Here is a 23032-nt window from a genome sequence, read left to right as displayed (position 1 = left end):
GAATACAAGTGCCACTATCTGTCTCGGCCGATCCGGCCGACCGACTCGATCCCGCCTGTTGTTATTGGCCCAGCGCACGCCCCAGCGGCTGCAAACGGGCGAAGTCGTCTGGTCGTTCAAGACTGTAATACGCCATCGTCCCGGCCAATGACACGGTGACAAGCATGACCACGGCCAACGCCGGCATCACCACAAGACTCCGGATCAATCGCCGGCGCCGCACACCGGCCGGAAGGATCTCATCGACACTTTCGATAACGGGAACGCCCAGTGATGCGGTAAGCTGTTTCACGCTTCGATACGATCGATCGCACACTTCAACCGCGATCACCGCTAGAACACCGGCCGCTCCGCCCAGACCAAAACAAATGAGCAGCACAAGCATCGAATCAGGGGAAACCGGCTTCGTCGCCGACGTCGGCTCCTGAATCGTCGCAAAATGGACGCTCCGTCCCTGGCCTTCAAGGTACAGCACGTTCTCGATCGGTGCGATTTCCTTGCGCCAGTTCACCAGGTCCACTTCCAGTTGCTGGTGCCGGTCCCGAAGCGCCGCATAGGCGGGCCGGTGCTCGACTGCCAGTTGCCGCTTTCCATCGATTTCCTTCAAGCGCCGGTCGATGACCTCCATCCTCGATACGATCACGTTCGTGGTCGCCGTGGTGTCGCCCAACTGACGCTCGATCTCGTCGATAGCACTGACCGAATTCGCCCGCAGTGCGCCGCCGGATTCCGCGGACACGACCGTGCGAGGCGTGTTCGCCAGCTCGGCGGTGCGCTCTTCGAGAAGCGCGCGCGTACTGCGAACCTCGGGATGGGCCTCGGTCATGCCGCGGCGCGTGCGACAAACGATGATTTTCTCTTCGAGGTTCTTGATCTCGGTGAGAAGTTCCGAATACCGCGGATTCGCCTTCTCAAACATCGGCGGTTCACCGGACTCCGGATTGACTTGCGTACCTTTGGCTCGCGCCAGCCGGGCTTCAAGTTGCTCCCTGCGAAATGTGGCGTCGTCAAGCCGACGCTGGGCATCGACGCGCTCCATGATGAGCGCGCTTCGCTCCGCCGACAGTGGGTCGCCTTTCTCTGTGCTGATGCCCGGATACTGCATCTCCATATCCGAAATTCTGGCGGCCAGGCCGCTCACCTCGTCGGCGCATCGCGTGACCTCGTCCTGCAGAAACCGGCGTACGTTCTCCAGAACGGTTGCCGATTTCTTGCGCGAATATTCCATGTAGCTCTCTCTCAGCAGCTGCAGGATGTCGGCGATTCGTGAGGGTTCACGCATTGTCAGGCTGATCTGGAGGATGTCTCGGTGCTCAGATGCCTCGAGCGTCTTGACCGTCAGCCCGGCCGAAATCTCCTTCGCAAGGCGCGCTCGAACCATGTCGGTCGACTCGAACTCGCCGTCCTTGGAAGTCCGATCGATGATCACCGGCAGGTTCGAACGACGAAGCACTTCCTCGATGAACCGCGGATCGGCAATGTCGGCGGCCACCCGCTTTCGGAGGTCTTCGTACGGCTGGATCCAACTCTTCGTCTTAAGGCTCGCGAAGACCGGATCGTGTTCACGCTTGATGATCGTGGACGCCATGTATTTGCGCGGCGCATAGAGCGAGCACAAACAGGCGATCGATGTGACAAGGCAGAACGGAAAAAGAAAATACCAGCGGCGCACGACCAGTACGCGCCACAGTTCGTGCAGCGTGTGCCGAACGTCGGTCACGGAAAACTCGTCAACATGGTGATGATGCGGCTGCATGGTTCCTCGTCCCTGATGAACCTCGACGAACAGGCGTCGTCGTCAATCGTTCAATGCACGTGAATCAGTTCCGTCGGTCCTCATAGAGAACGTCGTACGACACCTTGGTCTGGCCCGGCGTGATGATCGTCTGTGCAATCGGCTGAATCGGGAACAGCACCTCCTGCACACGCAGACCAATCCACGCCAGCACGGTCGGTGGCACATAAATGACATCGCCCTCTTCGAGAATCATGTTCAACGACGTGTCACCCTGCTCCATCAGCTTGTAGCCGTCGATCGTGATCGTGTGGCGCTTCGTGCCCTCGTGACTTGGCCGGATCAGTTTGATCTGCTCCTTCGCAGCCAGGTAGGTCGGCTGGGCACGCGATAACACATCCAGCACGGTGTCACGGCCGCTGTACGGGAAGGGGCCGCCTCGCGCGACCTGACCAAATACGAAAATTCGCTTGCTCGATGTTCGAATGACGCGCACGCTCACGGTGGGTGAGTGATAGTAGGTCGCCAGCAGATTCTCAATTTTTCGAGAGATGTCCACCGGTGTCAGACCGGCGACCTTCACCTGCCCGACGAGCCTCAACGAGATCTTCCCATCCGCGCCGACGACATGTCGCTCCCCGTCAATTTCTCCGGCGGTCGGCGAAGTAATCTCAAGTTCATCCGGCGGCTGAACCACATACTCGGTTCCCGACGTCGATGCCTCCCAGTCATGGATAAAGGCATTGATTTTGTGCTCGTCAGAGCCGCAGCCCACAAACCAGGTGAGCGGCAGGAGCAACGAGGCCGAAAACCATACCGATCGACCGAATCGAGTGTCCCGCCGCGCCGAGTTGTTGAATTGCACGTTTGTCATGGATTCCGTTCCAAACGACGCTTCGAAAAACCTTGCCAACAGAGCCGCCGATCTGACAAACCGCCCATCTTTCGACTCTTTGCCGCAGCCCTTATCGGGTCGAGGCAAAGCGGACTGAACTTTGAGTTATGCGACCGTCGGAAATTAAGCTTGCTCAGGAAGGGTTGACGTGAGTCCCCCGCCCGCGACGGAACGCGAACGCCGTCATCAGGCGGGTCGGCAAATCTTGCCGGTGCGGCAACCGCCGGCGCCGATCAGCTCGCCAATCCGACATCTGTTGACCGAGCCGATCCGCTTGCAGCCCGCCGCCAAAGCGAACCATCAAGCATCGAATCCGCCACTTCCGATAACTGGTGAGACACGTTGCACTTTGTCACGCATGCATTCCGTCCGCCCGCAGCCGACGACGTCGATTCGACCGCCGGGGCCGCCGCCGGACATGCGAGGAGCACGGCATGTATTTTGAGTACTTCGGGCTGACGACGTCCCCGTTCAACAACACGCCCGACCCGCGATTCTTCTACAACACGCCGGATCACGAGGAAGCGCTGGCATCGCTTCTTTATGCGGTTGAGGAACGCAAGGGTTTCGTCCTGGTCTCCGGCGAAGTCGGCGCGGGAAAAACGCTGTTGAGTCGAATGGTGCTCAATCGCGTCGATGCGAACGTAAAGACGGCTTTGATCACCCACACGCGACTCAACGGTCCCGAACTCCTAGACGCAATTTGCCGGGAGTTCGAGATTGACGTGCAGCACTCCGCCACTTCCGCGCAATATATGCGGGCGCTCGAGGACTTCCTCCTCGAACAATACGCAAGAAACCGACTCGCAGTGGTCATCATTGACGAAGCGCAGAATCTGCCGATTGAGGCTCTGGAAGAGCTGCGCATGCTCGGCAATCTCGAAGCCGATGACGCCAAGCTGCTCCAGGTACTTCTGCTCGGCCAGCCCGAATTGCAGGAAACATTTCGGCGCCCTGAGCTTCGTCAGACCTATCAGCGGATCTTCCGTACCTTTCATCTTCGCGCGCTGAATCGCGATCAAACGCGACAATACGTCGAACATCGGCTTCGCGTCGCCGGCCTCAACGAAAAGCAGACCATCTTCGAGCCGGCCGCTTACGAAGCGATCTACCTGCACTCAGACGGCGTGCCACGTCTGATCAACCAGCTTTGCGACAACGCTTTACTTGCCGCCTATTCAGAATCCGCGAAGGTGGTGACTTCGAAACTGGTACAGGATGTGATCGACCAGATGATGTCGCTCACGACCAGCCGCTCATCAGCCGCAGGACTTCAGCATACAGAACATGCCGCATCCGCCGCGATGAAAACCGTCATTCCGGGTATCGGGCAATCCGGAATGAAGGAACAACTGATCCGCCAGGCCGAACACGTACGATCGCTCGACGAAAAACTCGCCGCAATCGAAGGCAAAATCCGCGCGAGTTCCCGACGCGGCGGTTCTGGTATTGAATCATCGGAAGGCGCAGCAAACTCTCCGGAACGCATGGAAGCGACGCGAATTCGCAACGAAGCCGTCGAACTGCTCAAGAATGTCACTCGCTCCATTCGCGAAGCCGACGATCGAATGCGACAGGCGCTCACCCGCGCCGAGAGCGCAGCCGAATCCGCTGACGGCCACGTCAAATCAATCCGCACGTCGGAGGAAACGGCGGCCCATGACCACAAGTCCGCAATTGCCCGCTTTCAAAGCGAGATTCAAACCGCGATGGAGACCGCCCAGGGGCTCCGCGCCGAAGCCGATGCGATCCCCCGAAGAATCGCCCAGTCCCAGGCGGCGTTTGAACAGCAGCTTCAAGAAACGCTCGACAAGGCCGCCGGCACGACCGCTCAGTTCGTGGAAGAGGCGAGGTCGTTGGTCGCCACGACTCGCGACGAGACGGCCGACATGCAAAATCGGCTTGCAGCCCTGATCCGGAACTTCGAAAACAAAATCACGGCGGCCGATGAGCGAGCCGTTGAAATGGAACAGCGGCATCAATCGGAGATCAGCACGCTGCGGTCCGCGTTTGAAGAAGCAATTGCGGCCGCACGCGAACGAAACTCAAAACTGGATGCCGAACAGGAAGAGATTCGAACGCTGCTCAAGAAGCAGGCATGGGAGGTGGTCGAGCAGATTCAGGCGGCTCGCGATCGCACCACTGCCCGTGCCGAATCGGCGGCCGCCGAAGCCGAGCAATTCTCCAACGAACTGCGCACGCGCGTCGATACGGTTCAAAATCGAATCGCCGATCTGTCGATCGCCGCGGAAGAACGAATCAAGAGTGCCGCGACCGGCTTGACAGTCGTTCGAGATCAACTCGTCGCCGAGGCGGAGGGCAATCGCGTGCGTGCCACGCAGTTGCTCAAACAGGCCGACGAATTGCTCACATCCACTCGACAGCAGTGCATCAGCCTCCTTGGTGAAATGCGAGCCCGTGCCGATGCACAAACCAAAAAAGCGGAAGAAATTCTCCAATCCCGCGTGGCGGACGGCATCGCCACGCTCGGAGAAATCACCACGAAGCTGGCCGACGCCCGACAGGCCGCCGATCAGTCTCGCGAACAGCTTCAATCCATACTGCAACATGCCACAGGCGAACTGGCCTCGGTGCAGGAATCGCTCGACTCCACTCTGGTCCGAAATCGCTCGGAGATCGCGCGACTCTCCAGCGATGCCGCGGCCATCAAGGTCGATTTCCAGACGCGCTTCGAGGACGCGCGGGCGGCACTGGATTCAGCAATTGCCGAACACCGGAAGACCGCCGTGCAGCGGGCCGATGAACTGGTCAATGCGATTGACCTTCGCATTGACAATGCACACACCGACGCCGAAGCGCGCGTCCGCGCCCTGCAAGCCGAACTCAACATCGCAAGCCAGTCAGCCGCTCGCATTTCCAGCGAGCTGGAAAACGCCGTCACTCTCGCCGATGCCCGTGTGCGCGAGTGCCAGGCCCGTTTCGCCCAGGAAGTCGGCGCCGCACAGAAGGAAGTCGCGTCGCTGGTCGAGCGTAATCGAGCCGCGGTCGAAGGGACTCGCGCACAGGTCGCGTCCCTCAGCCGGCAGGCTGACGAAACAACTTCCACGATGCGCAACGAGATCGGCCTGCTCAAGGAAGCCGCGAGATCCAGATTGGACACCGCCGCCCGCGACTTTGAGACACTGCTTGCTGATTCGTCGCAGAAGCTCCTCGACATCCATCAACAGGCGGATTCCGCTGCGGTGGAAATCGCCGAACGCCTGCTTGTTTCACGCGATGAGGCGGAAAGATCCGTCACAGATTCGGAACGCGCGACCTCGGCACTGCGCCAGCAAACCAGGGATGGACTGGCGGAAGTACGTGAATGCCTCCTGCAGATGACCGAAAGAGCGGATCGTTTGCGGCGCGAAATGCTCGTCGTCAGTGACGACATCGCGGCATCGGCGAAATCGCAGGCCGAGTTGATCCAGCGAACCGGAGAGCACGTCACAGGCCAGATCAGCGGCCTCCGCGAACAGGTGCAGCATGACGCAGACGCGAACTTCAAGCGGCTCGCTCTGATCCGACAGCAGGTCGAGGAAAGCGGCGAGAGGATGCGACACAATGCCGCCAAGCTGCTCGACCAGGTGCAGTGCGGCGCAGCCGCCCTCCGCGGACACGCCGATGAGCTGCTCGCCAGGGCGCACTCCGGCGCCGAAACGCTGAATGAATCCGCGTCCCGGTTGCTGCTTCAGGCACAGACCGCCGCCGAGGGCTTTCGCACGCAGGCCGAGTCCCTGCTTCACAAGGCAGAATCAACCACCGCCGCAGTTCGAGACGAAGTGCAATCACTCCGCACGCGAATCACATCCGAGACCGATCAGATGCGCCAGCAGCTCGCGGCCGCACGGATTGATCTCGCTGAAGCCAGGGAATCGGTCGAACAGCTCTCCTCGAAGTCGGTCGCATCACATCAGAACGCGCAGACACAGGCCGAGGAACTCATCCGGCAGGCTCAGGCCGCACAAGCCAGGTCTGAGACATTGCTCTCCATGCCCCGGGAACTGGTGGACGAGGCACGCCGACAGGCCGAGGCACTGACCTCCATGTCACGCAAGATTTCAACCATTGTCAAACAACTCGCCACCACCGAGGCTCGAGCCGAACAGAACAAGTCCGCGTTGGATGAAGCCGCATCCAGGGCCGACGACAAGGTCGATCTGCTGAAGCGGCATACCGAGCGTCTCGGCCAACTCGTTGGCATCATTCGTCAGCTCTACGGCACGATGGATGCCCGGATTGAACGCCTTCGCGGCCGACTCGGTCAGGTCGATGACATAGTCCGAACCGTACCCCATGAAATTGAATCGCTTCGCGCCGCGCTCGATGCAAGCGACGGAACCTTCGATCGCGAGACGCCCGGCGCCCGAATGCGGCAGGCTCCGGCCGCGAATGTAAACAGCCCCAGGAACCGGCCGCCCCGCCCGAATTCACGATCCGAAAGCGGTGCAGCGACCAGCGCCGTCGTCGATCGCGGCACCAGGACGCAGGCCGACCGCATCAGCGTGCGCGCAGCCGACAAGGTAGGATCGCGGTCGATTGGCAATCGGAATTCATCAATCCTCGATGTGGTCGACGAGCCGGCCGATGAATTGAGAACCGAGCCGGCGGCCGACCATGCCGGGCAACCGGGAGCAGCCCCGTCGGCATCGATGCACTCGAAACTGACTGCGACGGCAGGCTCGCTCGGACAACTCGTTCAGAATAGCCAGAAGATCAACAACTGGTTGAAGGAAATGATCGGCGAAGAGGCGCTGATCAAGCACATTCCGAAAGCGGGTTCATAGTCCCGCGACAGCGCTGCCATCGCTGCAAGCCTCGACGGCGCGGGCGCGGACCAGCGCATCGCATTCCCGCGACGCTTGTCATCTCATCCCTTGACGAGCGCCCATGCGAACGACGGTAGATCAGCGAGATTGACCACGCCGTCCGCGTTGAAATCCCCCTCGCTGATGGCGCAGCCTTCATAGGTCGTGCCGAACGACGCAGGATCGGTCACGGCATCCAGAAATGCCTCGACATCCAGCCCGTCGTGCGATCCATCGCAGTTCATATCGCCCGATGCGCAGAGATACGGCACCATTCGAAGGTGCGCAATCGGACTCTTGGCGAACCCGCCGATTGCCGCCGGATCGACGATCTGCCACTGCACGTAGGCGCTGCACATCTCGATGATGGTTTCGTCGATCGGCTGCTTCCATGTCGCGAAGCCGGCTCCCGGTCCGTCGCCCGGCAGGCTGATCGGTCCGTGTAACGTCGCGCCAACCAGTTGACCATTGACCGGCGGCGATTCCGACCACGCGACATACGCCTGGGCCCCGCCCAGCGCATTGGCGACGCCCACCTTGAAATCGAGATTCATGACGTTGGGCGGACTCACCGCAATCATCTGCGGAACCCGTCCCCCGCTCCCGGCGACCGCCCCGCCGATCAACCGCGGATTGGGCACGGTGTTGTCACCTTGAAGTCGCGGCCGGTCAAATGGAAATTGCTCGTCACGGACTCGCGGATCGGTCAGACCGTTGGACAGGAAATCAATGACGGCCCCAACCGCCTGAGGCGGCAGTCCAATGGGCAGGAGCGGCGACTTGTTATCGGGAAACTGTGCCGCAGGATTGGCATAGAAGCCGATGACCTGCTGAAGCGTACTGAACACGCCGTTGTGCATGAAAGTCGGCTTCAATCCGACATTTCGGAGTGTCGGAACCTTGAAGCGGCCACGGTCCACCGCAAGCCCCGTGACATTCTGCCGGCCGCGGTCCTCGGCAACCGGGCGAATTCCGATGTTCTGGAACGAGTTGTTCGTGAACTGCGGCGCCGTATGGCAGGCGACGCAGGGCGATCCCTGAAGCACGTTGAATCCTTGAATCTGTTGCTGTGTCATCGCGCCTGCCTGACCCGCGTTGAAACGATCCCAGGGCGTCTCATTGGGTATCAGCGTCCGCTCGTAGGTCGCGATCGCGAACGCGATCCGCTCCGCCGTTATGGCCGAGTCACCGAAGGCGGATTGGAACAGGCCAGGATAGGTCGGATGGGCCAGCAACGCCGAACTGATGTCGGAAGGAAGCGCCTCTGCCAGCACCATCGGCCTGGCGATGGCGAGTTTCGCCGCAATCTGGGCCCAGTCGCGGCCTTCATGGCCCATCTCCACCTCGCTGAGGATCGGCCCGACAGCCTGACTCTCCAGAGCGCCGCCCGTCGGGATGCTGACCGAACCGGTCTCGGGATTGACAAACGTCGAACGGGCACGACCGTCCCAGAAAATCTCGGGCGCGAACATGGCCATGATCGCCGGATTGGCCGCCCTTGGCGTGATCTGACGCTGGAAGCCAAAGATGTCGTCGGCTTTGAAGTCCTGATCCTGGTCGCAAAGTACGACGCCCGGCGATGCGAAGATGTCGTCCGGCGTGTTCAGATTGCCGTCGAGACCGGGATTCCGCGCGACACGCGGATCGGTCCCGCCGAAGCCGGGCTTGTGGCAGGTGCCGCATGCGATCGAGTTGTCGCTTGAGAGTTGCTCATCCCAGAAGAGGATTTTTCCAAGAACGCGCTTCGGCTCCGTAATCGGATTCTGCGCCGGCACCGGCACCGGGGGGAGAGGCGGCAACGGTGGCGGAGGAGGTTGCCCGATCACGGAGGAGGCCGGCGAAGCCGCACTCACAAACGCGGTTACGATCAGAAATCGGCGACACGCAGCGCGATACATCACTGGATTCTCCTGTTGAAACAGTCTATCACGACTCGATTCTGAATGAACGATCCTGAGGCATGGATACCGGACGAACCGAGACGCTTAACGCACACGCAACCGAAATATTTCCGGCGACGGACTTTCCACCTTCAAATTCTCCCCCGTGAATTCCGTCCCGTGAATTCCGTCCCGTGAATTCCGTGTCCTCGGACGCGATTACACGCTCGCCGCCGATGCCGGAGGTGAGTAGAATCCCGACATCATGGATGAGTACCGCATTCAGACCGAAACCTATTCAGGACCGATGGAGCTGCTGCTCTATCTCATCAAACGTGACGAGATCGACCTGCACAATCTCCCCGTGGCGCACATCACCCGCCAGTATTGCGACTACGTCAGCATGCTTAAGGTGATCGACCCGAACGTGGCCGGCGAATTCCTCGTGATGGCCACGATTCTGATGGAATTGAAATCACGTCTCCTCCTGCCCCGGCCGCCGGCCGACGACATGACCGACGACGACGACCTGACGGACCCGCGACTCGAACTCGTGAAGCAGTTGCTCGAATACAAGAAGTTCAAGGACGCCTCCTTCGAATTGCAGGAAGCGGCCGACCGGCAGGCCATGCGATGGCCCCGGGTTCCCGCGAAGCTCCGAGCAAAGGATCCGTCCGAAGTCGATCTGGACGACGTGCAGATCTGGGATCTCGTCGCCGCTTTCAACCGCGTGATGACCGCGATCGGAGCAGCCAACGTCACACACGACGTCATCTTCGACGACACCCCCATCTCCCTCCATGCTGCCGACATCGTGGACCAGATCGACCGCGAAGGAGGCGAATTGACCTTTGATCGAATATTCGCGGGCCGGAGAAAGCCCGAGATGATCGGCCTTTTCCTCGCCCTGCTCGAGCTCATGCGACAATCGCGAGTTCGCGTGACTCAGGAGCATCCGGCCTCGCCGATTGTCGTCAAGCTCCTCTCAGCCGAGCCGATCTCGGTGGGTGCCGAATGGGGCGAAGCCTTCGAGACCGCCGTCCTCGGTCATGAAATTGAATCCGTCGCGCCGGCCGGGCCGATTGGCGGGAATGACGGCGCGGACGAGGCTTTGGAAGTCGAATCCGCGACCATGAGCCGTTCCGCCGTCCCTGCCGCTAATGCGGAAATGCCGCTCATTACCGGGCTCGAATTCGACGAAGAGATCGACCCGCAGGCCGCGGCAGAGCTGGATGCGATCAGGACCGAAATCGATGTGGACGCCATACTCAAGGCCGCCGAAATGCCTGGCACGTCGGACGAGTCATCCGCTTGACACAGCCGCCCACGGATCTGCCGGACAGCAGCCGGCCGAAAAGCTTGCGAGCGAGTGCACGATCATGAAGCCTTCACAGAAACTCGCACAACTCGGGATCACGCTTCCAAAGCCGACTCCGCCGGTCGCGTCGTATATCCCCGGCATCAGAGTTGGAAACACAGTCATGGTCAGCGGGCAGATACCGATCAAGGACGGCGTGATCACACTGGCCGGCAAGGTCGGACGCGACGTGACAATCGAGCAGGCTCAGGCCGCCGCAAGACAGTGCGCGCTCGCGGGGCTCGCCATTGCTGCGGAGGTTGCCGGAGGCGTCGATCGAATCAAACGAATCGTCCGTCTCGGAGTCTGGGTCAATAGCGCGCCGGGCTTCACCGCTCAGCCGAAGGTTGCAAACGGCGCAAGCGACTTGATGATCGAGCTGTTCGGCGAATCCGGAAGACACGTCCGGGCAGCCGTCGGCGCCAATGAATTGCCGCTCGATGCGGCCGTCGAGGTCGAAATGATGGTCGAGATCGAATAGCCCTTGGTCGATCGCTCCGCCAAACCCGGTTCGTGCCCGACGACCGCCATGACATCCGCTTCCTGTCAGTGAATGAGGGGATCGCCTTGAATTCAACTGCCTGCAAATCACAGTCTGTACATTTGCCCGCTCAACCTCTCCGGCCGCTCTGGTGGAATGAGACCATCCAGCCGGCGGGCGCGCTCGAACTCATCGATCAAACTCGGCTTCCCGGCGAATTGGCCCATGTCACATGCCGCACCGCCGAAGATGTGTGGCATGCGATAAAGTCCCTTCAGGTCCGCGGCGCGCCGGCCATCGGCGTCGCGGCGGCGTACGGCCTGATCGTCGCGTTGGATGCGGCCAGGCCGACCGATGTGAATTGGCACGACGCCTTCAACAAGGCGGCCGACTACCTCGCCACCAGCCGCCCCACCGCGGTCAATCTCTTCTGGGCGATCGATCGAATGCGCCGCTGCGCGTCGGAACTGCGCGGCAGGCCCGCGAATGCCGCACGAATGGCACTCCTTGCGGAGGCCCATCGCGTTCGCGACGAGGATGCGGCAATGTGCAGAGCCATCGGCCGGCACGGCGAACACCTGATTCCCGAAGGAGGCGGCGTGCTGACGCATTGCAATGCGGGCGCGCTCGCGACGAGCGAATACGGCACTGCGCTGGCCGTCATGTATGCCGCGCACGAGAAGGGCCGGAAATTTCGAGTCTACGCCGATGAAACGCGGCCGCTGCTTCAGGGCGCCCGGCTGACCGCGTGGGAATTGCATCGGGCGGGAATCGACGTGACACTCATCTGCGACAACACCGCGGCGATTGTGATGCGTGACCGGCTTGTCGATCTGGTGATCGTCGGAGCTGACCGCATCGCGGCGAACGGCGATGTGGCAAACAAGATCGGAACATACGGTGTCGCCATCATGGCACAGGCTCACGACATTCCCGTATATGTCGCGGCGCCGAGCTCAACATTCGATCTTTCGCTCCAGGCCGGCACGCAAATCCCGATCGAAAATCGCGATGCCTCGGAAATTCGTCAACTCGGCGGAGTCCAAATCGCCCCCGCCGATGTGCCATGCCACACGCCCGCTTTCGACGTGACACCCGCCAAATTAATCGCCGGAATCATCACGGAACGCGGAATTATCAGCCCGGTTGGGAGGGAGCAGGTGCGGGACGTGCTGACTGGAAGGTGAGGTGGGTGGAGGCTTGTATTGGCTGGCGACGTGCCAGATTTGTTCGAAACGTCGTTATTATTGGTCGTGTCTCGGTCTTGTGGCGCCGGTGGGTCGATCGGAATCGCAATTTTCGCCGCCTGCGCGACGAGTTGGGCGGTATTCTGGTCATCAAATTCGCGATCAAAAACACCAAAAATCGCATCAACTGGAGTGTGCAAAATTGCGCGGTCCGAGCGCATGGGGCCGCACCCCTGTGTGCGTGTAAGCACATTATTTGCAATACATTAAGAATCGCGATTCCGGGTAAAAGCCTTGATTTTACGGGGCGACCGCGATAATCTTTACGTCTGGTAAGGGAAAGAAGCGATTCGGCTCGGGCCAGTCGCTTCAGGCAGAAAAGACGGAAAGGGATGCCCAGGATGATGTCAGGACTGTGGCACCAGGTAGTGGAGAGGAACGAAACCATGTCGTATAGAAAGCTACTCGCAGTCGCCGCGATTGCCCTCGTATCGATCGGATCGGTCGCGCGAGCCGATGAGTCCAATGCATTCCAAGGCGCGACCATCACCTTGAGCTGGGGTTCGGGGAACAGTTGGACGCTTCCGATACCCGGTTCGACCGATGGTTCGCCTGAGTATTCGGTACCGGATGGAAGCCAATCCACCAGCGGGTGGACGCTTACCTGGTCAAACGTTTACTTCAACGCGGATCCGGTGGTTGCCGGCGTATTTGCGGTGACCAACAACACGGGCGTGACGCAAACCTACTCGCTGAACGTCCTGATGCCGACCGCGTTTGCGACGGGCGGAAGCACCACCATTTCTGGTGGCTCTGCAATTTCAGTCGTTGATGCGAACGCTTCCGGCGGCATGACCATGTCGGCCACTTCCGGTTCGTCGATTTACACGGCGAAGGTCAACGGCGTCGGCGTCCGGACGCTGTTCGATGATCCCTACACCCTGTCCAATCCTCCGCCGTTCGCGACCAGCGATAACCTGAACTATGGTCCTGAGGCAGGCCCAAACGTCGCCTTCCTCAATAACATCGGCATTGATCATAGCTTCACGCTTTCGCCGGGCGACCAAGCGACCGTTAACAGCGTGTTCGTGATCGTTCCGGAGCCGACGACGATGTCTCTTCTGGTTCTCGGCAGCGTGTTCGTACTTCGACGCAAGACGCGCTAATTCGCGAGCAACCAATACTCACTCATCATGCAAAGGCCGCCGCGACTGGATCGCGGCGGCCTTTTTCGTTGGACTAATTCGCCACTGACCGTTCGAATCCCGGATCCCGGCGCGGCACCAGCTTAGTTTGCGGCTGTGAGCCGCTGCCATTGTTTACTTGGCAATCTCCGGCCCAGAACTTCGGCGATCAGCGACGAAGCACTTGCCAGAACTTCCAGATTAACTCCGCAGTCGATTCCCATTCGATCGAGGAAATACACCAGGTCTTCCGTCGCCAGATTGCCCGAGGCTCCCCTGGCGTAAGGGCAGCCACCCAGTCCGCCGGCCGACGAATCGAAAGTCGAGACACCACGACGCAGACCGGCGTAGACATTCGCCAACGCGGTGCCATAGGTATCATGCAAATGGAGCGCGATCCGCCGGGGTGAAACCGAACTCAGCAGATGATCGATCGTGCGATCGATATCTCGCGGTACGGCCGCGCCGATGGTGTCGCTGACAGCCACTTCATCACAGCCCATTTCGAGCAGACGCGTCGTCACCTGAAGCACACGTTCCTTCGCGATCTCTCCGGCGTAAGGACATACGAAAGCTGTCGAGACGTAGCCGCGTACGGTCATCCCGGCGGTCCGCGCCGCCACCACGACCGGCTCAAACACGACCAGTGATTCATCGACGGACATGTTGATGTTTCTGCGAGTGAATTCATCCGACGCAGCAGTGAACACCGCGATGCGGCTGACGCCGCACTGGATCGCGCGCTCGAGCCCCTTCTGGTTCGGCACGAGCGCCGAGAAACGGACCGATGTTGAAATTGACGGCAGCGCGGACGCCACGTCCACCGCGTCGGACAACTGCGGAATGGCCCGGGGATTCACAAAGGACGTCGCCTCGATCTCCGACAATCCTGAAGCGGCCAGCGCCCGAATGAAGGCCAGCTTCCGCTCTGTCGGAATCTGCTCCGGCTCGTTCTGAAGCCCGTCCCGTGGCCCCACTTCCACTATTCGGACGCTTGCGGGCAGATCAGCCATCGGATGGCGGCTCCAGTTTCATCAGCACCTTTCCCATTTCCACCAACTCGCCGACGGAGCAAAGCACGTCCTTCACGCGTCCGGCAGACGGGGCGGAAAGCGTCATTTCCATCTTCATGGATTCCATGACCACGAGCGCCTGATGTGCCTCCACGGCATCACCTGCCGTGGCAAGAATTTTGAGAATTGTCCCGGGCATCGGTGCTGAAATGGCGTTGGCACCTGTCCCGGCTGCCGCCTCGCCAGAGGCCGCCCTGCGCGCCGCGACTTCCATCGATTCGAAGGAATATACGCGGCCGTCCAGCCATACATCGATTCGGTTGTCTTTTCGCGAGGCATAAAATCGCCTTGAGCAACCAGCGGACCGGATGATACCCACCCCGCCGCCGCCCTCGACGATCTCCAACTCGGTTGCTTTCGCGTCCACGTGCAGGACGTATCGACTGCCGTGTTCGGACGATTGCGATTCGAGACGGACTTCGTAGGTTTGATCCCCGCCAATCCGTTTTAAAAGTGACTTTTTCATCTGTCGAGTCAGTCCCGGTGAGACGAAGCACATTCCGTCTCGAGTTTCAAGCCAGTTAACCTAATGTGTATTGTCAGAAGTGCAGGCAGTTTGATGGGGACCCGGCATCGTTCGGCCTGCCGCCGCCCTGCCGGCATGAAGGCATCCCCTTGGCCTCATTATTGACGTCGCGATTCATGCCTCCGCGAACAAAGGTGTACTGAGATATCGTTCGCCACTGGACGCAAGTATCACGACGATCATTTTGCCCTGATTCTCGGGGCGGCGCGCGACGCGGTCGGCCGCACACAAGGCTGCGCCCGAGGAAATGCCGCAGAGGATTCCCTCCTCCTTCGCGGCTCGGCGTGCCCAGTTCATGGCATCCGCCGAATTGACTCGTTCGATTTCGTCATAAATTTCCTTGTTCAGGATCGCCGGGGCGAAGCCTGCACCAATGCCCTGAATCTTGTGCGGTCCGGGCTTTGGCATCACACCCTCCCGCATCTGAGTCAGCACGGGTGATTCCTCGGGCTCAACAGCAACAACTCGGAACGAGGGCTTTTCGGCCTTGATGACTTCGCCTACTCCAGTGATCGTGCCGCCGGTACCGATGCCGGAGACGAGGATGTCCACCTGTCCATCCGTGTCTTTCCAGATTTCGACGGCCGTGGTGCGCCGATGAATTTCGGGATTGGCGGGGTTCTCGAATTGCTGCGGCATGAACGAGTTCTTGGACTCGGCAGCCAATTCTCTCGCCCGCTTGATTGCGCCGGGCATTCCCTCGGTGGCCGGAGTGAGTACGAGTTTTGCTCCGAGTGCCTTGAGCAGCGCCCGCCTCTCGAGGCTCATCGATTCAGGCATGGTCAGTGTCAGCTTGTAGCCCTTCGCCGCGCAGACAAAGGCAAGCCCGATACCGGTATTGCCGCTTGTCGGTTCGATGATTTCGGTGTCGGGCTTTATTTTTCCGGCTGCTTCGCCGGCCTCGATCATGGCGCGGCCGATGCGGTCCTTCACACTGGCAAGCGGGTTCAGATACTCGAGCTTGGCATAGACACTCGCGCTGGACTGGATGATTCGATTCACCCGCACGAGCGGCGTGTTACCGACGACTTCGACGATGTTCGCGTACAGCCTCGCCATGGATTCAGTCTCCTACCGAAAGGAATACCGCAACGGAATCGAACGCCAAGAAAGCGTGTGAATCAACCGGGGGCATTATACCCCACGGCCCAACTGCGACCAGCAATCCAGTGCAAAGCGTTCAGCACAGTTTATTCGCGGGCCGCGATCCACTCCTGCATCCGGCGATGTAAAGTAGACAGCGGTATGGATCCCTCCGCGAGCAGGTGGTCGTGGAATGCCCTGATATCAAATTTCGAGCCGAGCCGCTGCTGGGCCTCCTTTCGGAGCTTCAGAATTTCCAACTGCCCGATCTTGTATGCGAGGGCCTGCCCCGGCCATGCGATGTAGCGATCAATTTCTGAGACGATGTCCTGCTCCGACAGCGCCGTGTTTTCCTTCATGAAGTCGATTGCCCTGCTGCGCGACCAGCCGAAATAGTGCATTCCCGTATCCACGACCAGCCGCGACGATCGCCATGTGTCGAAGGTCAGTTGGCCGAACCGGGACAAGGGATCGCGATAGCCGCCCAGATCGTAACCGAGGATTTCGGAATAGAGTGCCCATCCTTCTATGAAGGCATTGATGTGCTCGAACCGTCGAAATGCCGGCAGGCCCTTTTTTTCCTGCGCGATTGAGATTTGCAGGTGATGGCCCGGCATGGCTTCATGATAGGCGAGCACTTCCATGGTGTAGATCGGACGGGTCTGGGGCTTGTAGGTGTTGACATAGAAATAGGCCGGGCGCGACCCATCATCCGGGGCGTTGTAGTAGTATGCGGCGGGCGCGCCGGGCGCGCGGAACGGCTCGATCTCCTTGAAATCGTACGGCGTGGCGGGAAGCACGCCGAAGAGCTTCGGCAAGTTTGCATCGCTCCGGGTGAGTATCTCGCGATGCCGCCTCATCATGTCGGCGGCGGAGCTGTTGTGCCGGGCCGGGTCCTCGCGGAGCTTCCGAATAAACGAATCGAGACTGCCTTCGTGTCCGACTTCCGTGGCGATCTGCTGCATTTCCTCGCGGATGCGTTTCAATTCATCCAATCCGAGTTGATGAATCCGCTCCGGCGTCATGTCGGTGGTGGTATGGAGCTTCGCCGCACGGCGGTACCATGATTTCCCGTCGGGCAATTCACCATATCCGACGTTTTCGCGGCACCGGGGCAGGTATTCGTTACGGAGATAGTCGCGGAGCTTTTCCAATGCCCTGTTGGCGATACGCGTCGCGCCCTTCATCCGATCCTGTGCATCGTCCCTCCAACCGATGTCGGGCAGCGCTTTTCCGGGCGCGTAAAGCACGCTGTCTTCGGCATCCTGCACAATCATCGCTTCGATCTGGCGCAGCGCCTCCTCGATGGTGACCTTCGGGCGAACAACTCCGCGGTCGATTCCCTCGTTCATCAGGGCAATCATGTCATTCACCTGCCCGGCAAATGCCACAAGTCTGGCATTGTATCGATCGCATGCCTTCAAGGTGTCGAAGGGCTGGGTAGCCTGAAGCGTGCCGAGCGTAATGTGCGGACTGTCCTGTTGCTTGATCGGCATGAGATGCTCAGGGAACTCGGCCATTTCGATGCGATCGGTGAGCGTCAAGCGGAGCAGCTCGGCCGAGAGGCGATCCGCGTCGTTCAGATCGGCCGGATCGATCGCCTTCACGCGATCGAGCAATTCGCGTACGAAGCTCAGCTCGGCCTCCCGCGCATCGATGCCATAATCGGTCAGGCGGTCGTCGTAGCGATGATCACCAAGATAGGTCGCCCGTTCCGGACTGATGCGCATCTGCATTTCCCAATAGGCGTTGCAGTAATCCTTCAGTCGCTCGGTGGCGGATCCGGCGGCCCCGGCGTTCGCCCGGGCACCGAGGTTCGGCTCCTGGGCACAGAGCAGGTCGGGCATCGTTAGCAAGGTCAGCAGTATTGCGGCGGTCAGTGCAGAGCAGGTACCGAACATGGAGCAAGCCTCACCCAGCGTCGTGTTTTGATGGACCAGTGTGCCATGGTACGCGATCATGCCTTCCGCGAAAACGCGGCGCAACAAGTCGTCGATCAGGGACGTGGCGGCTCGGGGCGATGGCAAACGGCAATGACTCGGAAGGCGTGATCGGCTATAATTCGCGGCAACAGATTCGTCGCAAATGCCGGGGGCGAAATGGTTTCGACCGGGCAAGTTGACGGATAGGTGGCGTGCCGAGGTTGCTAGGAGGCCTCGTAAAACACCTGGCACATTTTTACATGCCAACCCTCAGTTGCGCATGGCGGCCTAAGTAGCCGCCCGTCAAACCGCCAACGCCTGCTAGGCGGGGCGACGGTATGCAGCAGGCTGGTCGCAACGTGCTGCTCGGCCACCACGCGATGAGAACTTAGTCGAGCTGGTCCCTCGGACAGCCTGTCGATCGGCGGCCCCGGGGATGACGATAAACGACCGACTACGCACGTAGAGGCCTATCCTGAAGTGCTCCGGGACGCGGGTTCGATTCCCGCCGCCTCCATTTGGTGCCGCTTGCGCGTCACTATCCACCGACGCGCTAAGTCGCGTGCCGGCAACGGATTGACGCAAAGTCGGGTTTACGCCGCTCGCGCACTGACTCCTCCCGAAATGCGCCGTTACGCGGGGTTCCAGTACAACGGAATTCGGGTGTGACTTCTTCCCGGCCGTACCCGTCGCCTGAGCTTCAGCCGCGACCTGCTCGCCCCTCAAGGCTGGCAACGCCTCGACGGCGGATCGCCCACCCAACAGCCGCGGATCGGTGTAGCTTTTCATCGTGAGCCGGATGTCGGTATGCCCGGCAAGCATTTGAGCGGTCCGGGGTGACGCCTTGCTCATTGACAGCCACGATATGAACGTGGATCGCAAAGCAGGCCGGTCAACCCGTTGAAATTCGGAAAAATGCACGATCCGGCGCGGATTTCCGATCGGAAACGAGCGGCTCAGAGACCACTTGACCCCGTTCATTTTCCGCCCTATATTGTAAGTGTCTACATACATTTTGTATGAAGTCGAAGAGATTATTTACGAGGATCGCCGAGTGGCTCGAACCAGTCAGATTCGCGAGAAGCGCAGAGAATTGCTTCCGGTGGTCGCGCGTGCGTTCACCGATCTTGGTTATCGTCGTGCGACGACGGCTCAGCTTGCGCGGCGCTGCGGCGTGCAGCAGAATATTCTGTATCGGCTTTGGCCTGACAAGAAGGCCATGTTCCTCGCCGCGATTGAGTATGTGTATGACTTCGCGGAACAGCGCTGGTTGAAGTTGCTCGCGGGCGATGGCAGAGACAATGGGGCGACACGGCTATTGCGGTTTGAGTCGATCCATCATGGAGAATTCGGGCAATACCGCATTCTGTTTGCAGGACTGGCCGAGACGGACGATCCGGAGATTCGCGACTGCCTTCGACGGGTCTATCGCCGGTTTCATCGATTCATCGAAGCACAGATCGCGTCACACCGGAATCGACGAGGTCGTCGCGGGACGTTGGCGGCTGATCTGACTTCGTGGGGAGTAATCGGTCTTGGGACGGCCATCAATATTGCGAAAGAACTGGATCTGATGGACCAGCCTGAACGATCCCGCGCATTGAGAGATGTCGGGACCGCACTGATCAACCTTCAAGGAAAGTAAACGGACCGAAGTCCGTTGTTTTCTATGTCAATTGTAAGCATATAATTACATTAAGGAAAGGATAAGGCCATGAAGACACTTTTGCGTCTGCTGACTCTTTGTGCCATCACCACTGGTCCGCTGGACGTATTCGGCTGTGTCGCGCCGCAGAGCGCATCACCTGGTGCCGATGAAGGCAATTCCTCGGAGTTCATCGAGGCAGGACTCGGGGTTCCGATGTCCATTTACCCGGTTCGCCTGCTCGACCGTCCCAATCGCGATGTCGGGGACGCGCTGGGGTTGATACTCGAGAATCACGGGATGACGGGACTTCAACCAGTCCGCGATGCCTTTGAGCCGGACAATGAATCGAAATGGGAGGATGTTCCCGGCCAGTTCGCGGCATTTCTGAAAATCCATGCGCCTGCGACCAAGTACGCACTGTACGCCGAGATTTTGGGTTCTCCAAAAGACGGCGTCGACGAGCTTCGTTGGTTGATTGTCGACGTCAATGGCCAATTGATCCTGTCCGATCAACTGGTTCGAGGCGATCGAGCGCTAAAAAAGCTGATCGGTCGTCATCCGGAGCCCATGACATGCTGCGTGGCAGTTTGTGATCGTCTTTTTGCCCGTACGGGGTGGCACAAAGGCCGGGCCCCGAAGGAAGGCGCTGGGACATTCGCGCAGCTGTGGGCGGAGAAATCCGGTACGCCAAGCGAGGCCGAGCGGCAGGCAATGAACCAGCGGCTCGTCCATCTGAAGGAAAGGCTCAAGGATTCGCGGATTGTCGTGTTGCCGACACGCATTGCCGATCGGGACGACGTGGGAAGCGCATCGCGGCTTGCACATGGTATCAGCGAGGCGCTCGGCATCAGCGCTACCGCACTCACTGAGCCGGTCCACCTCAAGATACCCGGTTCACCCAATGAGCAGCGGGTGCTCTGGGATTTCGCAAGACAGCTCCGCGAGCATCTTCGAAGCCATCCCTGCGACGCCGATTACATTCTTATGGCCGACTACCTTGCGGAATTCGACAAGGGCAGGATCGGCGCGGTGCATATTATCATTTGCGACAAGGCCGGCGACTGGGTCAGCGTCGATTTCCAGAACAGCCACCACCCCGATTTTCGCCGCATCGGCCCCAAGTCAATCGAAGATTGCGATAAGCTGGCGACGGAACGAATCGAAAAGCAGCTTAAGTAGCCGAACGATCAACGCGGCCGCAATGGGGCGTGCCGCGTCGTGGGCAGAGTGTCGGCCCGTCGCCTTTTGACCCACTGAAGCGGGATGCAGGTTCGCTTCACTGGATTGAGATCGAACAGTCGATTACTGTGGCCCGGCAGTGCATTTCGCATCGAGAGTCGCGCCGACTCCAGCCCTGCCGTCGGCAGCCGCTTCGATGGCGATCATCTTCTGCTCTTGCGACGCCAATGGGGCTATTCTCCGGCCTTGGGGCCTCTCGTATTCTGCGGGTCGTTCTTCTGCTGCGTCGTCGTCAGAAGTCCATAAAGACGCGTCTTCAGCAGTTCAAATATCCCGCCCAGCTCTCGATCGTACCGGCCCAGCGGCTGTGATGCCACAGGCCCGGCATTATCAGAGCCGGATGGGCCGTACGGTCCGGCATCGTTCACAGTCTCTTGTGATGTCGATTGGCGTTCTTTCAGTGTTGCAGTGTTGCCGGACTGCGCTGCATTGGGGCTGCCCTGCTCGATTCCAGCCGACCCCGCAGCGCCGGCCGAGTCTTCTTCACTCCTTCGGCGGACAATCGGCTCGGCTCGCTTGCGACAATCCTTGAGAATCGCCCACGCCGTCTCAACCTGCGAGTCGGAGAGACGAGCCGGTTGGATGCCATCGATACCAACTGTGTCATATGAATGGCGTATGATCCAGCGTCGGACATAAGCCTCCCAGAGGTCGGGCTTCCATTGGACATTCTCCAAACCAAGTGTATCTCCGCGAGCATTCCACCACGCTGGATATGCTCGCGTTCCAATGGCTTGAGCCTTTGAAAGAAATGCATCAAGGGCCGCGGTACCAATCTTTTCGCTATAAGTCTCGTTCCACTCCTGGACGGATACGACCCGGCCGTTGCCGATATATCGCCCTGTCTTCAAGGGCCCGAGGTCAGAATTCCAGTTGATTCGATCGACGACCGTCAGCCCCGGCGGAATTCCAAGGATGTCGGGACTCAGTTTTTCAGGATGGTCTTTCCGGTCGAATTCGACCCTGGTAAAGGTAAATGTCTCGCCGCCGCCCTTCGCGAACGTCGTGACGCACTCCATCGGCCACCAGCGTCCATTGACGTTCTCGTGCCTCGCCTCCATCCGAGCAACTACCTCCCGAGACCCATTCGGTTGAACTCGATAGCGGCGAATCTCCACAACGGCGTAATCCTTCGAAGGATCGATTCGCCAGACAAGAAGTGAAGATCTCGATCCGGCATGCTTTCTCGAAGCCGAAGTCACTTCGATCATTCCATCCGCAATTTTCTCAGACCAGTCATAGTCACGCCCTTGCAGGTCCTGAAGCCAATCGTCGGGCGAGGTTTCCGAGCATGCGAGCAGATCAAGTCCGCAGGATCGTGGATCGAGGAAACGATCCGTCGCACGTCCGCCAAGCCTGAGGCGCTTCGGCGTCGGGTATGCATTTGCCATGGCCGCGCCGTCTCTGATCGACCACTCGTCTTTGCCCTCATTGCAGCGAACAAATCGCGCGGGCGCGCAGGCGTGTGCCACTCCGAACGTCGGGCGACCGGACAACGGGTCACGAATCACGATCCCGTCGGCATCCCCAAAATCCGTCCAGTAGACCTCTCTGCCCGCGAATCCAGCGGCGTAACCGTGCTTCGGCGTCAGCCAGATTCCTGGATTGTGTGCCTCATAGGAATATTCAAAATAGGCTGTCTTAAATGCCATCCGACGGGAGACTGCCTTGGACAACGACTCGGGGACAGCCCGCTCCACGCCCTCACAACCCAAGCACACCAGAATGGCAACTAATGCAGTATTCATGTGTTTGCTCTCCAGCCTGGTTATGGTTTCGATGCGCCCGGCGGGTCAGTCTAATGCCGCCGCGAGCAGAAGACAGAGCAGCATACGGGACAGTACTGCGGGCATACTTGACCGGAAAAACCCTTCATTCTTGCCTGTTACGCCATCGTCAGTATGCCCAATAGCAACACACTTTCCCGGTAGGAACGAGTGCGAGAATATAGAAAGTGCTCGTCAACCGGATTTGGCAATCCTCCTCGCGATCACAATCCAATCCCAACTCGCTA

General features: G+C 59.7%; 15 protein-coding genes and 1 other RNA gene. 8 read left to right on the top strand and 8 right to left on the bottom strand.

Going from position 1 to position 23032, the window contains the following annotated elements:
* Window positions 1-61: 61 nt before the first annotated feature.
* On the bottom strand, window positions 62-1756 hold the full coding sequence (locus KF841_07675; protein MBX3395232.1) for a hypothetical protein: 1695 nt from the start codon (window positions 1754-1756) through the stop codon (window positions 62-64).
* Window positions 1757-1820: 64 nt separating this feature from the next.
* Entirely contained in the window at window positions 1821-2609 is a 789-nt protein-coding gene (locus KF841_07670) for a polysaccharide export protein (GenBank protein MBX3395231.1), read from the bottom strand.
* 455 nt (window positions 2610-3064) lie between these two features.
* Between KF841_07670 and KF841_07665 the strand changes: the two genes are divergently transcribed.
* Entirely contained in the window at window positions 3065-7417 is a 4353-nt protein-coding gene (locus tag KF841_07665; protein ID MBX3395230.1) for an AAA family ATPase, read from the top strand.
* An 83-nt stretch (window positions 7418-7500) separates the two neighbouring features.
* Here KF841_07665 and KF841_07660 read toward each other — a convergent pair whose 3' ends face one another.
* Window positions 7501-9336: a hypothetical protein gene (locus KF841_07660; protein ID MBX3395229.1), complete on the bottom strand. Its 1836-nt coding sequence runs from the start codon at window positions 9334-9336 to the stop codon at window positions 7501-7503.
* Between the two features lie 247 nt (window positions 9337-9583).
* On the opposite strand from KF841_07660, the gene KF841_07655 reads away from it, so the two are divergent.
* The 4 genes from KF841_07655 (at window position 9584) to KF841_07640 (ending at window position 13509) form a co-directional block, all read left to right on the top strand.
* Entirely contained in the window at window positions 9584-10633 is a 1050-nt protein-coding gene (locus tag KF841_07655) for a segregation/condensation protein A (protein ID MBX3395228.1), read from the top strand.
* 64 nt (window positions 10634-10697) lie between these two features.
* Window positions 10698-11156: a RidA family protein gene (locus KF841_07650; GenBank protein ID MBX3395227.1), complete on the top strand. Its 459-nt coding sequence runs from the start codon at window positions 10698-10700 to the stop codon at window positions 11154-11156.
* Between the two features lie 122 nt (window positions 11157-11278).
* Window positions 11279-12343, top strand: a complete 1065-nt coding sequence (mtnA, locus tag KF841_07645) for an S-methyl-5-thioribose-1-phosphate isomerase (protein MBX3395226.1) — start codon at window positions 11279-11281, stop codon at window positions 12341-12343.
* A 446-nt stretch (window positions 12344-12789) separates the two neighbouring features.
* Window positions 12790-13509 (top strand): PEP-CTERM sorting domain-containing protein, encoded by a 720-nt coding sequence (locus KF841_07640; GenBank protein MBX3395225.1) that lies wholly within the window; start codon window positions 12790-12792, stop codon window positions 13507-13509.
* 122 nt (window positions 13510-13631) lie between these two features.
* On the opposite strand, the gene KF841_07635 is transcribed toward KF841_07640, so the two are convergent.
* The 4 genes from KF841_07635 to KF841_07620 form a co-directional block, all read right to left on the bottom strand.
* Window positions 13632-14540, bottom strand: coding sequence for a hydroxymethylglutaryl-CoA lyase (locus KF841_07635; protein MBX3395224.1), 909 nt, complete (start codon window positions 14538-14540; stop codon window positions 13632-13634).
* A complete protein-coding gene (locus tag KF841_07630) occupies window positions 14533-15066 on the bottom strand; it encodes a hypothetical protein (protein MBX3395223.1) in 534 nt (177 codons plus the stop codon). Before KF841_07630 ends, KF841_07635 begins: the two co-directional genes overlap by 8 nt.
* A gap of 174 nt (window positions 15067-15240) precedes the next feature.
* Window positions 15241-16185, bottom strand: a complete 945-nt coding sequence (gene cysK / locus KF841_07625) for a cysteine synthase A (protein ID MBX3395222.1) — start codon at window positions 16183-16185, stop codon at window positions 15241-15243.
* Between the two features lie 131 nt (window positions 16186-16316).
* Window positions 16317-18236, bottom strand: coding sequence for a DUF885 domain-containing protein (locus KF841_07620; protein ID MBX3395221.1), 1920 nt, complete (start codon window positions 18234-18236; stop codon window positions 16317-16319).
* A 63-nt stretch (window positions 18237-18299) separates the two neighbouring features.
* On the opposite strand from KF841_07620, the gene ssrA reads away from it, so the two are divergent.
* From ssrA to KF841_07605, 3 genes are all read left to right on the top strand, one after another.
* Window positions 18300-18651: a transfer-messenger RNA gene (gene ssrA, locus KF841_07615) on the top strand.
* Window positions 18652-19185: 534 nt separating this feature from the next.
* On the top strand, window positions 19186-19776 hold the full coding sequence (locus KF841_07610) for a TetR/AcrR family transcriptional regulator (protein MBX3395220.1): 591 nt from the start codon (window positions 19186-19188) through the stop codon (window positions 19774-19776).
* 69 nt (window positions 19777-19845) lie between these two features.
* Complete coding sequence (locus KF841_07605) at window positions 19846-20958, top strand: hypothetical protein (GenBank protein ID MBX3395219.1); 1113 nt, start codon at window positions 19846-19848, stop codon at window positions 20956-20958.
* A 233-nt stretch (window positions 20959-21191) separates the two neighbouring features.
* Here KF841_07605 and KF841_07600 read toward each other — a convergent pair whose 3' ends face one another.
* Window positions 21192-22766 (bottom strand): hypothetical protein, encoded by a 1575-nt coding sequence (locus KF841_07600; protein ID MBX3395218.1) that lies wholly within the window; start codon window positions 22764-22766, stop codon window positions 21192-21194.
* Between the last annotated feature and the right edge of the window lie 266 nt (window positions 22767-23032).

It is taken from the genome of Phycisphaerae bacterium, assembly GCA_019636475.1.
Lineage (GTDB): Bacteria > Planctomycetota > Phycisphaerae > UBA1845 > UTPLA1 > JADJRI01.
The sequence above is the reverse complement of the archived record's forward strand: the minus strand, read 5'-3'. Positions and strand labels throughout refer to the sequence as shown.